Genomic DNA, 12495 nt, shown 5'->3' with positions numbered 1-12495 from the left:
GTGTTCTCCTTGTCAGACAGCGTCGACGTAATCGATCAGGAAGGTTTTTTCACCGTGCTCGGGGAAGACGATGGTGACCTGGTCGCCCGCCATGGACACCACGGTGCCGACATCGAACCTGGGCACGCGCACCTGGGCGCCCGGCTCGAAGTGGGGGGCCGCCGGCGCCGAGTCAGGGTCAGGGTCGCGTTCGAATTCGTCGTCGCGGATCTCGATTTCGGCCACCGCAGGAGGATTGAGACAGTTATCGCAGCGGCAGCACTTGTCGAAGCCCTCGACTTCATCCTTGAAATAATCGAGCAGCACCTTCCAGCGGCAAAAGCCGCTCACTGCGTACGATACCATCTGCTCCAGGCATTCGCGGTCGCGTTCCTGCTTGCGCGCGTAGATTTCGGAGAGCTCGTCGAACAGGCCGGCGCTGGCCTCTTTGGAAGTGACGATGTATTCGAGCTTGCGGTTCTGGCGCAGCAGCTTGCCGTCCTTGAGCAGCTTGAGGCAGATTTTCAGCTTGCCCGAGGCGAGATCCGGCAACTGGTCGTCGAGGCGGTCGAACACGACCTTCTCTTCCCCGGCCATGGCGCAGATCGCGTCATAAATCGCTTTCAGGTCGTTGGCGGTCGGGTAGTGCTTCACGAGGAAGAACTGCTGCAGGCGTTTGTCGTCCTGGAAGTACAGCAAGGTGCATTCGGCGTCCTTCCCATCGCGCCCGGCGCGGCCGGACTCCTGGTAGTAGGCTTCGAGGTTGGCCGGCAGTTGAAGATGCAGCACGAAGCGGGTGTCCGGCTTGTCGATGCCCATGCCGAAGGCGTTGGTGGCGACCATGACGCGCTTCTCGCCCGACATGAAGTCATCCTGGTTGCGCTTGCGAACAGCTGCCGGCAGCTTGCCATGATAGATGGTGGCGCTTTCGCCGGCGCCAACCAGGATCTCGAGCATCTCTTCGGCCGCCTTGACGGTGGCCGCATACACGATGCCCACGCCGGTCGAGGCCTGCACGTATTCCAGCGCGCGCGCATAGCGCTCGTTGTTGTTGGTGACCTGCGCCACACGGTAATGCAAATTTGGCCGGTAGATGCCGGTATTGACGACGTTCATGCGCGCGCGCCCAAGCTGGCGGCCGATGTCGGACATGACATCTTCGGTCGCGGTGGCGGTCAGTGCCAGCACCGGCGGGCGTTTCAGGGCGTCGATGGCGGCCGCCATTTCGAGGTAGGCGGGACGGAAATCGTGGCCCCACTGCGAGATGCAGTGCGCTTCGTCGATCACCACCAGGGCGATCCTGATTTCCTTGAACGTGTCCAGGAACGATGGCGTCGACAAGCGCTCCGGCGTGCAGAACACGATCTCGTAAAAGCCGCTGCCGATGCCTTCCATCGCGGCGTCCTCCTCCTCGCGGCTCAGGCTGCTGTTGACCTGCACGGCGCGCACGCCAAGGGCGTCGAGCTTTTCGAGCTGGTCTTTCATCAGCGAGATCAGGGGCGAGACCACGATCGTGGTGCCTTCCAGGATGCGCGCCGGGATCTGGTAGCACAGCGATTTGCCGCTACCGGTCGGCATGATCGCCAGCGTGTCCTTGCCGTCGAGGACGCTGTCGATCACCTGTTGCTGGCCATCGCGCAGACTCTCCACCCCGAAAATCGAGCGCAGCAGCTTCTTGATGGTATGGCGGCGGGCGGCGCGGGCGCCGTTGTTGAGCAGTTGTCGGTTGTGAGTAGTCATGACACAACTTTAAGACGCACACAAACGGTGCGCCATAGGACGCCGCCTACATTTTTCGTAGGAGGAATACAACAGCCGAGATCGCGAGCCAACGTCCTACATTTCGTCGGACGTTTTGCCGATAGTTTCTGCTGAGAACCTTGATTAAGATAATCACATACCAGAAGCAATTTACTTAACGCACGACCGGAGGACATCATGATGCGCTTATTTCCACTGACTTGGGCTGCCCTGCACGTAGGCCTGGCTAGCGCCGCAACGTATCTGTTGTGCTCCACCGATGTACTGAACGACTACGCCGCCGCGCTGTTCTTCCATTAATCGCCGGATGTTCTGCGTTTTGCGCGGTAACGCGCCGCTTGCCGCCTACCCGTCTCGTCATCCTGGCGACGGCGCCCGAAGCTACGCGTTCACCGCGTAGGGCGTCACGTCGCGTGACGGCTACCCGCTCGCGCCTTGCCGTCATGCCATCTCCCGCGACACAGTTCATTCTCCCGCCAGGAATTTGCTGAGATACGGCGCTGTACGGCTGCGTTTTTCCCGCGCCATCAGGGCCGGTGGACCGGAATACACCACCTTGCCCCCGGCGTCGCCGGCGCCCGGGCCGATATCGATCACCCAGTCACTCGCCGCCACCACCCGCATATTGTGTTCGACCGCGATCACGCTGTTGCCGGCGTCGACCAGCCGTTCGAGCTGCACCAGCAGCTTGTCCACATCGGACGGATGCAGGCCGGTGGTCGGCTCGTCGAGGATGTACAGCATATTGCCGCGCGCGGCGCGCTGGAGCTCCGTGGCCAGCTTGATGCGCTGCGCCTCGCCGCCAGAGAGCTCGGTGGCCGGCTGGCCCAGGCGCAGGTAGCCCAGGCCAACATCGCGCAGCACCTCCAGCGAGCGCGCCACCGGCGCTTCTTCGGCAAAGAACGCGGCGGCCGCATCGACCGTCATTCCCAGCACCTCGGCGATGTTCTTGTCGTTCCAGGTCACTTCCAAGGTCTTCGCGTTGTAGCGCGCACCGTTGCAGGTCGGGCATGGCGCGTACACGCTGGGCAGGAACAGCAGTTCGACCATCACCTGGCCCTCGCCCTCGCAATGCTCGCAGCGGCCCTTGGCCACGTTGAACGAAAAACGGCCCGCGTCGTAATGGCGCGCGCGCGCCGTCCTGGTGGCGGCGAAGAGTTTGCGCACATGGTCGAACAGGCCGGTGTAGGTGGCCAGGTTCGAGCGCGGCGTGCGCCCGATCGGCTTCTGGTCGACCCGCACCAGGCGCTTGATATACTCAATGCCGGACGCGATGCGCCCTTCGGTCGGAATGACTTCTTCGTGTTCCGGCTCGTCGCCCTCCTCGGCCTGCGCCACCTGCGGCTGGCCTAGCGCGGCGCCGACCAGCTCCACCAGCACCTGGCTGACCAGGCTCGATTTGCCGGAACCCGAGACGCCAGTCACGCTGGCCATGACGCCGAGCGGCAGGTCGATATCGAGCTGGTGCAGGTTATTGCGGGTCACGCCTTCAAGGCGCAGCCAGGCCGCCGGTTCACGCGGCGTGCGCGCCGGCGGCGGATCGGCCGCGAACAGGTAGCGGCGTGTATGCGATGCCGCCACCTCGCGCAGCCCTTCGGGCGGGCCGCTGTACAGGAGCTGGCCACCCTGCTCCCCCGCTTCGGGGCCGACATCGACAATCCAGTCGGCGTGGCGGATCACATCGAGCGCGTGTTCGACCACGAACAGCGAATTGCCGGCCGCCTTGAGCTGCGCCAGCGCCGTCAGCAAGGCTTCGGTATCGGCCGGATGCAGGCCGGCCGATGGTTCATCGAGCACATACACCACGCCGAACAGGTTGGAGCGCACCTGGGTGGCCAGGCGCAGGCGCTGCAACTCGCCCGGCGACAGGGTCGGCGTGCCGCGCTCGAGCGACAGGTAGCCCAGGCCCAGCGCCAGCAGCACGTCGAGACGCGCAATCAGGTCTTCGGCGATGCGGCGCGTGACGATGACTTTTTCGGGATGCGCGGCCGCCGCCCTGGCATTGCGCTTGGCGCTGCCGTCGGCGAAAGGGCGCAGCAGCGTTGACAGGCGTTCGAGCGGCAGGCGCGAGATGTCGGCGATGTCCATGCCGCCGAAGGTGACCGACAGCGACTCCTGGCGCAGGCGTTTGCCGTGGCACAGCGGGCATTCGGCGCCGACCATGTAGCGCGCCACGCGTTTTTTCATCGACGCGCTTTCGGTGCTGGCGAAGGTTTGCAGCACGTAGCGGCGCGCGCCGGTAAAGGTGCCCTGGTAGCTCGGCGTCTCTTTGCGCTTGAGCGCGGCGCGCACTTCGTCGGGCGTAAAACCCGCGTACACGGGCACGGTCGGCGTCTCGTCGGTGAACAGGATCCAGTTGCGCACCTTTTTCGGCAGGTCGCGCCAGGGCGTATCCACATCGTAGCCGAGGGTGACCAGGATATCGCGCAGGTTCTGGCCGTGCCAGGCGGTGGGCCAGGCGGCGACGGCGCGTTCGCGGATGGTCAGGCTATCGTCGGGCACCATCGACTGTTCGGTGACCTGATACACGCGGCCCAGGCCATGGCACTCGGGACACGCGCCTTCCGGGGTATTGGGCGAAAACGATTCGGCGTACAGGAGCGGCTGGCGCGCCGGGTAGTCGCCGGCGCGCGAATACAGCATGCGCAGCGAATTGGACAAGGTGCTGACGCTGCCGACCGACGAGCGTGTGGTGGGCGAGCCGCGCTGCTGTTGCAGGGCGACGGCTGGCGGCAGGCCGTCGATATCGTCGACCTCGGGCACCGGCATCTGGTGGAACAGGCGGCGCGCATAGGGCGACACCGATTCCAGATAGCGCCGCTGGGCCTCGGCGTACAGCGTGCCGAAAGCGAGCGAGGACTTGCCGGAGCCGGAGACGCCGGTAAACACCACCAGCGCATCGCGCGGGATATCGACATCGACGTTCTTCAGATTATGTTCGCGCGCGCCGCGCACCTGGACGAAGCCGGGCCTGGCCAGCGGTGCGATGGCGGGAGCGTCGTCGTTTTTCTTGCGCATGGGGAGCTGCCAATCAATGATCAGCTGCCATTAGACCCCAGTCCGCTTATCGCCACCGTACGTTCCCACACCAAAACACCTGGTGTCAGGTCTGACAATCGGACACGTGCTCGGCAGTTGCGCACAGCCTAATGTTGGGCTCGTGTCCGAGTGTCATACCTGACACCGCCACGGGGACACCGCCGGGGAAATAAAAAAAACCGCCGGGCGCGGGGCCGGGCGGTTTTTTTGCACTGCAAGCCGGATCGGCTTAGCGGCGCATGCCAACCACTTCCACCGTCACGCGGCGGTTCTTGGCGCGGCCTTCAGCCGTTTTGTTGTCGGCAACCGGCTGGGTTTCGCCCTTGCCTTCGGTGTAGATGCGCGAAGCATCAATGCCTTTCGACACCAGGTAGGTCTTGACCGACGCGGCGCGGCGCAGCGACAGTTTCTCGTTGTACGCGTTGCTGCCGATTGAGTCGGTGTGGCCGACCGTGATCATGACGTCGGTATCCATGCCTTGCAGCTTGGAGAGCAGCTCGTCGATCGAGGCCTTGCCCGCTGGACGCAGCACCGAGCTGTCGAACGCAAACAGGGCTTCGGCCGAGAAGGTGGTTTTTTCCGAGGTTGGCACCGGCTTGGCTGGCTCGGCCGGCGGCTGGGCAGCCGCTGGCGCAACAGTCGGCACGACCGCTGGCGGCGGCGGCTCGACCGGTGCGGCGACCGGCCTGGCGGCCGGGCGGCCGATCTTGTAGACCAGGCCGACCGAGAACAGGTCGACATCGCCGCGGTTGCCCACGGCGTCGTTGACGCGGTAACGCTCGACTTCGCCACGCAAGGCCAGCGCTTCGCTGAACTTGTATTCCAGGCCGAAACCGGCCTTGGCGTTGAGCTTGCGCTCGCTTGGGCTTGGATTGGTCACCGCGAACAGGCGGTTGCCGTTAAAGCGCGTGGTCGCCTTGGCATAGTTCATGCCGGCACGGCCGAATACCGAAAAACGCTGCGACAGCGGCACTTGCGCCACCAGATCCAGGTTGGCGCCACGGAAACCGGCTTCGCCGTTGAGCGTGCCGTTCTGGCTGGTGGTCGATTTGAAGCCGAACTTGCCCAGGTCGAACAGGCCGGCTTCAACCGCGAAGTACTGGTTCAGCTGCTTACCGACGTACAACTTGTAGCCGACATCTTTCTCATCGGCCGTGAAGTTGGTCATGGCCGCGCCATTCGCGGTCAGACTGCGGATCAGGCGCACGTCGTCGATGCTGGCGCGCGACTGGCCGACATTGCCGCCCACGTACCAGGCGCTGTTGGCCCATTCCGGATTGATGAAGACGTCGTCCGCCGCTGTCGCCTGCCCGGCTACCAGGGCGCAGCCGATGGCGCCCACGAGGCCCGCTTTTTTAGTGAATGTCATTGTTTTCTCTCGAAAGTTTTTTTATTTGGTGATTTTGTTGTTGAGCAGGACGACAGCCTTGCCGCTCAACAAACGACCATTCAAGACCGACGCACCGTCGCCAACCTTGATGTCTTCGCCGGCACTCAGGATGGTGCCCTGGAACGCGCTCTTGGCGCCCAGATTGGTCTCGCCAAACGGAATCCAGAACACCAGGTTATGGTTGGCGCCATTGGTCAGTTCGATGACCGAGTTGGCTGACGTGGTCAGGGTCGACTTAACGCGGAAGATGTACGGGCCGCCACCACTCAGGGTCAGCTTGCCTGTCAGGGTCACAGCACCCGAGTAGCAGTACACGCCAGGTTTCAGCACCAGGCCGCCGAGTTCGATGCCCACATCCGAGAGGACGGTGCAAGTACGGTTATTACCATTGATAACGGCGGTTTGCAGGTCCTCGAAAGGACGGCTCAGGTCGAAGCCCGATTTGATGTTGAGGAAGCCAGGCGCCTGCGGCGGTTCGACATTCTGCACCGGGCCGCCAACGTTACCGGTCACGAGCGTCGTGCCGCCGGCGTTGTTGGTGATGGTGGTACGTGCCAGTACGGCAAAGTCGCGGATGCTGCCCAGGCCGATGCTGCCATCGCTCGGGAAATCAACGATCGGTGGCGTGGTGACCGGCGGTACGGTCACTGGCGGCACCACGACTGGCGGTACCACGACTGGTGGAACGACGACTGGTGGAACGACAACCGGCGGTACCACGACAACCGGCGGCGGGTCGATGACCAGCGCAGGCGTGACAGTCAGCGCCGCGGTGGCGCTCTTGTCGCCGGAGCTGGCCGTGATCACGGCATTGCCGGCGGCGACGCCGGTGGCGCTGCCCGATTGGGCGATGGTGGCAATTGCCGTGCTGCCCGAGATCCAGTTCACGTTGTTGGTGATGACCGCGGTCGAGCTGTCGGAATAGGTGGCGATGGCGGTGTACTGCTGGCTGGCGCCGACGCGCACGCTGGCGCTGGCAGGAGTCACCGACAGGCCGGTCAGGCTCACCACCACGGGTGGGGTCACTGGCGTCTGGGCATTGACCTTCAGGGTGGCAGCGCCGGTTTTAGCACCGAAAGCGGCGGTAATGGCCGCGCTGCCAGGGGTCAGGCCGGTTGCCAGGCCGCCCGCAGGGGTCACGCGCGCGATCGCCGGCGAGGCCGAGGCCCAGGTCGACAGGTCGGTCACGTTGCGCGAGGTGCCGTCGGCATAGCTGGCGGTGGCCATGAACTGCTGGCTTGCGCCAACCAGGACGGTGGCGTTGGCCGGGGTGACGCTGACGCTGACCAGTTCCGCAGCCGGCAGGCCCAGGATCGGATCACGGCCGTTGTCGCTGCTGCCGCCGCAGGCGGTGAGCACTGCCGCAGCCAGCAGGCCGGTTGTGCAGAGCAAAGTTCTTGTATATTTTTGGATGTTCATTAAATCTTCCTTGGGGAATGAAAATTTCTCGTCGTTACGAGATGTATTCAATATGATTATCTTCCACAACGCGCAATTCTGTGCGATAGCGAACATAACGACTTAAAGATCGGCAACATTGTACTTAAATACAACGGAAATGTCCCGCCGGCCTCCGTTCCCACCCAAGTTTGGGAAAAGAAAGGATGCCGGCGGGCGACACCGGGGTCTGACCCCGGTTAAGCAATTGTTGCGGGTGAGTTACTTGTTGACGCTGCGGGTGCCGACCACTTCCACCGTCACGCGGCGGTTTTTGGCGCGCCCTTCGGCGGTTTTATTGTCGGCCACCGGTTGCGATTCGCCCTTGCCTTCGGTGTAGACGCGCGAAGTGTCAACACCTTTCGAGACGATATAAGCCTTGACCGCTTCGGCGCGGCGCAGCGACAGTTTCTGGTTGTAAGCGTCCGAACCGACCGAGTCGGTGTGGCCGACGGTGACCATGACTTCGGTGTTCATGCCTTGCAGCTTGTTCAGCAGATCGTCCAGGGCAGCCTTGCCTTCCGGCTTGACCACCGATTTGTCGAAGTCGAATAGCGCTTCGGCGGCGAACGAGACTTTTTCCGAGACGGCAACCGGCGCGGCCGGGGCCGGCTGTACGATGGCCGGCGCCGGCGTCACGCTTGGCGCGGCAGGCTCGACCGGCGCGACGGGGACCGGGCGGCTCGCCGCCGGGCGGCCGAGCTTGTACACCAGGCTCATCGACGCCAGGTCGACATCGCCGCGATTGCCGACAGCGTCGTTGACGCGGTAGCGCTCGACTTCAGCGCGCAGCGCCAGCGCTTCGCTGAATTTGAATTCCAGCCCCAGCCCTGCCTTGGCATTGAGCTTGCGCTCGCTTGGGTTGGGATTGGTCACCGCGAACAGGCGGTTGCCGCTGAAGTGGGTGCTGGCCTTGGCGTAGTTCATGCCGACCCGGCCCAGCAGCGAGAAACGCTCGGACAGGGGCAACTGCCCCACCAGGTCCATGTTGACGCCGCGGAAACCCGCTTCGCCGACCAGCCGGCCATTTTGCGAGGTGGTGGCGTCGAAGCTGAACTTGCCCAGGTCGAAAAAGCCGGCCTCGACCGCGAAGTAGCGGTTCAGCTGCTTGCCGACATACAGTTTGTAAGCCAGTTCGCGCTCGTCGACCTTGAAGGACGACAGGCTGGCGCCGTTGGCGGTCAGGCTGCGCGTGAGGCGCTCATTGTCGATGTTGGCACGCGACTGGCCGATGCCGGCGCCGATGTACCAGGCGCTGTTGGCCCACTCGGGATTGACGAAAGGCTCGTCGGCCCGGGCAGCCTGGCTGGCAAGCAGGGCGCAGCCGATGACGCTCAGGGCGCCGATGTGTTTTGCTAATGTCATGATGTTCTTTCGGAAAAATGGAGGTCGGCTTATTTGCTGATCTGGTTATTGCGCAGGGTGACGGCGGCGCCGCTCAGCGCACGGCCGCTTTGCAGGGTCGTGTTGTCGCCCACGGTAATGGCGGCCGACTGGCTCAGGATCGATCCCTTGAAGACGCCGTTCGCACCCAGGGTGGTCGGTCCGGCCGGGATCCAGTACACGCTGGAAGCCGAGGCGCCGCCGGTCAGCGCGACCACGGCGTTGGCCGTGCTGTTGAGCGTGGACGCGGTGCGGAAGATGTAGACACCCGGGCCGTCCATGGTAAAGGTGCCGGTGATGCTGATGGCGCCGGCGTAGCAGTACACGCCCGGTTTGAGCACCAGGCCGCCGAGGTCGATGCCGGAGGCCGAATTGACGGTACAGGTCTGCGCATTGGCGCTGGTGACAGCCACTTGCAAGTCAGCCAGCGCACCGGCCAGGATCTGGCCCGAGCTGTAGTTGGCGTAACCGGCGGCCTGGACCGGCGCGGTGGTTTGCGACGGCGCGCCGACGTCGCCGGTCACCAGGGTCGTGCCACCGGAATTATTGGTAATCGAGGTACCCGCAAGCACGGCGAAGCTGTCGGCGCGACCGAGGCTGATGCCGGCCGCTGGCGGCACGACCGGTGGGACGGTGGGGACCTGCGGCACGCCGGGAGGTTCGATCGGGCCGACAGGCGGCATCACCGGTGGCACCACGGGCGGCACAACCGGTGGCGTAACCGGCGGGGTGACTGGTGGCGTGACCGGCGGGGTGACTGGCGGCGTGACCGGAATCACGGGCGGTACGGTAACGTTGAGCACGGCGCTGCCGATCTGGCCGCCGCTGCTGGCGCTGATGGTGGTGTTGCCGGCGGCAACGCCAGTCGCCATGCCGGACGGCAGGATGGTGCCGGTGGCAGTCGCGCCCGACGTCCAGCTCACCGCATTGGTGATGATGGCGGTCGATTTATCCGAATAGTTGCCGATGGCGACAAATTGCTGGGTTGCACCGGGCGCGATGGTCGCAGTCGACGGCGTCACCGTGATCGACAACAGGGTGACCACAGGTGGCGGCGGCGGCAACGGGGTCGTCACGACCAGGGTGGCAGCCCCGGTTTTGCCGGAAAAGGTGGCGCTGATGGCGGCGCTGCCGGAACTGATACCGGTGGCCAGGCCTTTGGCCGGGCTCACGCCGGCAATGCCGGGCGAGGCGGACAACCAGGCTGAGTCGGCCGTTACATCGCGCGATGAGCCATCGGCGTAGGTGGCGGTGGCGGTGAACTGGCGCGTTTCGGCGGTCAACACGGTGGCGTTGGCGGGCGTGACGGCAACGCTGACCAGATTGGCGGCGCCCTGGCCGAGAATCGGGTCGCGGCCCTGGTCCCCGCCCCCGCCGCATGCGGCGAGGAAGGAAACTGCGAGCAATCCGGCGATGCACATGAGTGCCTTCGCGTGTTTTCTAATGGTCATTCTGGGTTCCTTCAGGTGAGCTTGTAGCCGGAGAACAGCAACGTCACTCACTATTGCCGTTTGTAACGCTCTACTCAGTTCGGAACCGTACATAGCATTTTTAAACGAGAAATATTCATTACTTCAACAACACTCTCAGCAGTCAACGCAAAAAAAGCCGCCGGCCCCAAGGGGCGCGGCGGCTTTTTTAGTGTGGCGAAGAATTACTTGGCAGTACGGGTACCGACTACTTCAACCGTCACGCGACGGTTTTTAGCGCGGCCTTCTGCCGAGTTGTTTTCTGCAACTGGCTGGGACTCGCCCTTGCCTTCGGTGTAGACGCGCGAGGTTTCAACACCTTTCGACACGATGTAAGCTTTGACAGCTTCAGCGCGGCGCAGCGACAGTTTCTGGTTGTACGCATCGGAACCGACCGAATCGGTATGGCCGACGGTGACCATGACTTCGGTGTTCATGCCTTGCAGCTTGTTGAGCAGATCGTCCAGGGCTGCTTTGCCTTCTGGCTTGACAACCGATTTGTCGAAGTCGAACAGGGCTTCAGCGGCGAACGAGACTTTTTCCGACACTGGCTGTGGCGCTGCCGGCATTGGTGCCGGTGCTGGCGCCGGTGCTGGTGCTGGTGCGACTTCCGGTGCTGGCGCTGGTGCTGGCATTGGCGCCGATGCTGCCGGACGACCCAGTTTGTAGACCAGGTTCAGCGAGTACATCTTGGTGTTGCCGTTGCTGCGCAGTGCGTCGTCGATGCGATAGTTTTCAGCTTCGGCGCGCAGAGCCAGCGCTTCGGTGAATTTGTATTCCAGGCCAACGCCGAATTTCGGGTTCAGCTTCTTCTCGCTCGATTCGCCAGCGAACAGGCCAACAGCGCGGTTACCCGAGAACTGGGTCGTTGCTTTGGTGTAATGCATACCAGCACGGCCGTAGACCGAGAAACGCTCGCTCATTGGAACTTGTGCGATCAGGTCCAGGTTCACGCCTTTGTACTTCTGTTCAGCGTTCACAACGCCGCCCAGGTTGTTGCGGGTTTGGACGTTGAAGTTGCCCAGGTCGAAGAAACCAGCTTCTACTGCGAAGTAGCGGCTCAGTTGCTTACCGACGAACAATTTGTAACCCATGTCTTTTTCGTCGGAATTCCACGAATTGACAAAACCGCCTTGACCGTTCAGGTTCTTGATGACCGGAGCCGCTTTGGTGTAGCTGCGCGTCTGGCCGATACCGGCGCCGATGTAGGTCGCGGTGTTTGCCCACTCTGGGTTCACGAACTGGTCTTGTGCCGATGCTTGTGCTGCCAGCATGGCGAAGCCGATTGCGCTCAGAGTACCGATTTTCTTAGTCAGGGTCATGTTGTATTCTCTCGTTTATGTGTTGGGGCAGACTGGGCCTGCCCGTTGGTTTATCGCTGCTGTCGTTTTCGCTAATGCTTTGTGCTTAGCTCGGTATCCACTATTCCTTAACCACAACACTCGTTCGGTTCGTTAGCGAACATAACTGTTTGGAAATTGAAAAATTTTCACCGAAAAACCACAAAGTGTGGCGATATTGTCACACAGAAGGCGCTGTCTCGGTGGCGAGCAGCTCTTCTTCCTGCTCTTTACGCAACGCGGCCATGTGGATGGCGTACTGCTCGAAGCGCTTGTCGTCCTCGCTTGAGGGAGTCCAGGCCGGTACTTTGACAGTATCGCCGGCATTGTCGACCGCCACGAACACGATCAGACAGCGCGTGGTGCGCTTGCGCGCGCCGGTCTTCGGCTCGGTGGCCGAGACATCGATGGCGATGTGCATGCTCGAGTTGCCTGTATGGACAACCATCGCCTTCACTTCGACGATCTGGCCGATGAAGATGGGTTTATAGAAGCGGATGCCGCCGATATACACGGTGACGCAGTAATAGCCGCTCCAGCCGACCGCGCAGGCGTAGCCGGCCTGGTCGATCCATTTCATCACGGCGCCGCCGTGCACCTTGCCGCCGAAGTTGACGTCGGTCGGCTCGGCCAGGAAACGCAGGGTGATCTCGCGCGGACGCGCGGGGGTAGTGTCATTGCTCATCGACATGCTCGC

9 protein-coding genes are annotated in these 12495 nt (G+C 63.0%); 1 reads left to right on the top strand and 8 read right to left on the bottom strand.

Going from position 1 to position 12495, the window contains the following annotated elements; genetic code table 11:
* Nucleotides 1-12 precede the first annotated feature (12 nt).
* The gene (locus F1609_RS11500) at nucleotides 13-1719 is read right to left on the bottom strand and encodes a RecQ family ATP-dependent DNA helicase (protein WP_167076574.1); all 1707 of its coding nucleotides are present in this window, start codon (nucleotides 1717-1719) and stop codon (nucleotides 13-15) included.
* Nucleotides 1720-1917: 198 nt separating this feature from the next.
* On the opposite strand from F1609_RS11500, the gene F1609_RS35060 reads away from it, so the two are divergent.
* Complete coding sequence (locus tag F1609_RS35060) at nucleotides 1918-2040, top strand: hypothetical protein (RefSeq protein WP_267876785.1); 123 nt, start codon at nucleotides 1918-1920, stop codon at nucleotides 2038-2040.
* Nucleotides 2041-2205: 165 nt separating this feature from the next.
* Here F1609_RS35060 and F1609_RS11495 read toward each other — a convergent pair whose 3' ends face one another.
* The 7 genes from F1609_RS11495 to F1609_RS11465 all read right to left on the bottom strand — a co-directional run bounded on the left by F1609_RS11495 (nucleotide 2206) and on the right by F1609_RS11465 (nucleotide 12489).
* Complete coding sequence (locus tag F1609_RS11495; RefSeq protein WP_167076573.1) at nucleotides 2206-4758, bottom strand: excinuclease ABC subunit UvrA; 2553 nt, start codon at nucleotides 4756-4758, stop codon at nucleotides 2206-2208.
* 250 nt (nucleotides 4759-5008) lie between these two features.
* Nucleotides 5009-6148 (bottom strand): OmpA family protein, encoded by a 1140-nt coding sequence (locus F1609_RS11490; RefSeq protein WP_167076572.1) that lies wholly within the window; start codon nucleotides 6146-6148, stop codon nucleotides 5009-5011.
* Nucleotides 6149-6169: 21 nt separating this feature from the next.
* Nucleotides 6170-7588, bottom strand: a complete 1419-nt coding sequence (locus F1609_RS11485) for an ice-binding family protein (RefSeq protein ID WP_229421827.1) — start codon at nucleotides 7586-7588, stop codon at nucleotides 6170-6172.
* Nucleotides 7589-7828: 240 nt separating this feature from the next.
* The gene (locus F1609_RS35350; RefSeq protein WP_167076570.1) at nucleotides 7829-8971 is read right to left on the bottom strand and encodes an OmpA family protein; all 1143 of its coding nucleotides are present in this window, start codon (nucleotides 8969-8971) and stop codon (nucleotides 7829-7831) included.
* 29 nt (nucleotides 8972-9000) lie between these two features.
* Nucleotides 9001-10440, bottom strand: coding sequence for an ice-binding family protein (locus tag F1609_RS11475; protein WP_167076569.1), 1440 nt, complete (start codon nucleotides 10438-10440; stop codon nucleotides 9001-9003).
* Between the two features lie 203 nt (nucleotides 10441-10643).
* A complete protein-coding gene (locus tag F1609_RS35345; protein ID WP_167076568.1) occupies nucleotides 10644-11780 on the bottom strand; it encodes an OmpA family protein in 1137 nt (378 codons plus the stop codon).
* Between the two features lie 199 nt (nucleotides 11781-11979).
* Entirely contained in the window at nucleotides 11980-12489 is a 510-nt protein-coding gene (locus F1609_RS11465) for an acyl-CoA thioesterase (RefSeq protein ID WP_370661620.1), read from the bottom strand.
* Nucleotides 12490-12495: the final 6 nt, after the last annotated feature.

It is taken from the genome of Massilia aquatica, from assembly GCF_011682045.1.
Taxonomy (GTDB): Bacteria; Pseudomonadota; Gammaproteobacteria; order Burkholderiales; family Burkholderiaceae_D; genus Telluria_A; species Telluria_A aquatica.
Note: the sequence above shows the minus strand (reverse complement) of the source record. Positions and strands in the feature narration are given on the sequence as shown.

Coding starts and splice junctions, on each gene's coding strand:
- F1609_RS11500 (WP_167076574.1), bottom strand. CDS start 1,719: ATGACTACTCACAACCGACAACTGCTCAACAACGGCGCCCGCGCCGCC.
- F1609_RS35060 (WP_267876785.1), top strand. CDS start 1,918: ATGATGCGCTTATTTCCACTGACTTGGGCTGCCCTGCACGTAGGCCTG.
- F1609_RS11495 (WP_167076573.1), bottom strand. CDS start 4,758: ATGCGCAAGAAAAACGACGACGCTCCCGCCATCGCACCGCTGGCCAGG.
- F1609_RS11490 (WP_167076572.1), bottom strand. CDS start 6,148: ATGACATTCACTAAAAAAGCGGGCCTCGTGGGCGCCATCGGCTGCGCC.
- F1609_RS11485 (WP_229421827.1), bottom strand. CDS start 7,588: ATGAACATCCAAAAATATACAAGAACTTTGCTCTGCACAACCGGCCTG.
- F1609_RS35350 (WP_167076570.1), bottom strand. CDS start 8,971: ATGACATTAGCAAAACACATCGGCGCCCTGAGCGTCATCGGCTGCGCC.
- F1609_RS11475 (WP_167076569.1), bottom strand. CDS start 10,440: ATGACCATTAGAAAACACGCGAAGGCACTCATGTGCATCGCCGGATTG.
- F1609_RS35345 (WP_167076568.1), bottom strand. CDS start 11,780: ATGACCCTGACTAAGAAAATCGGTACTCTGAGCGCAATCGGCTTCGCC.
- F1609_RS11465 (WP_370661620.1), bottom strand. CDS start 12,489: ATGTCGATGAGCAATGACACTACCCCCGCGCGTCCGCGCGAGATCACC.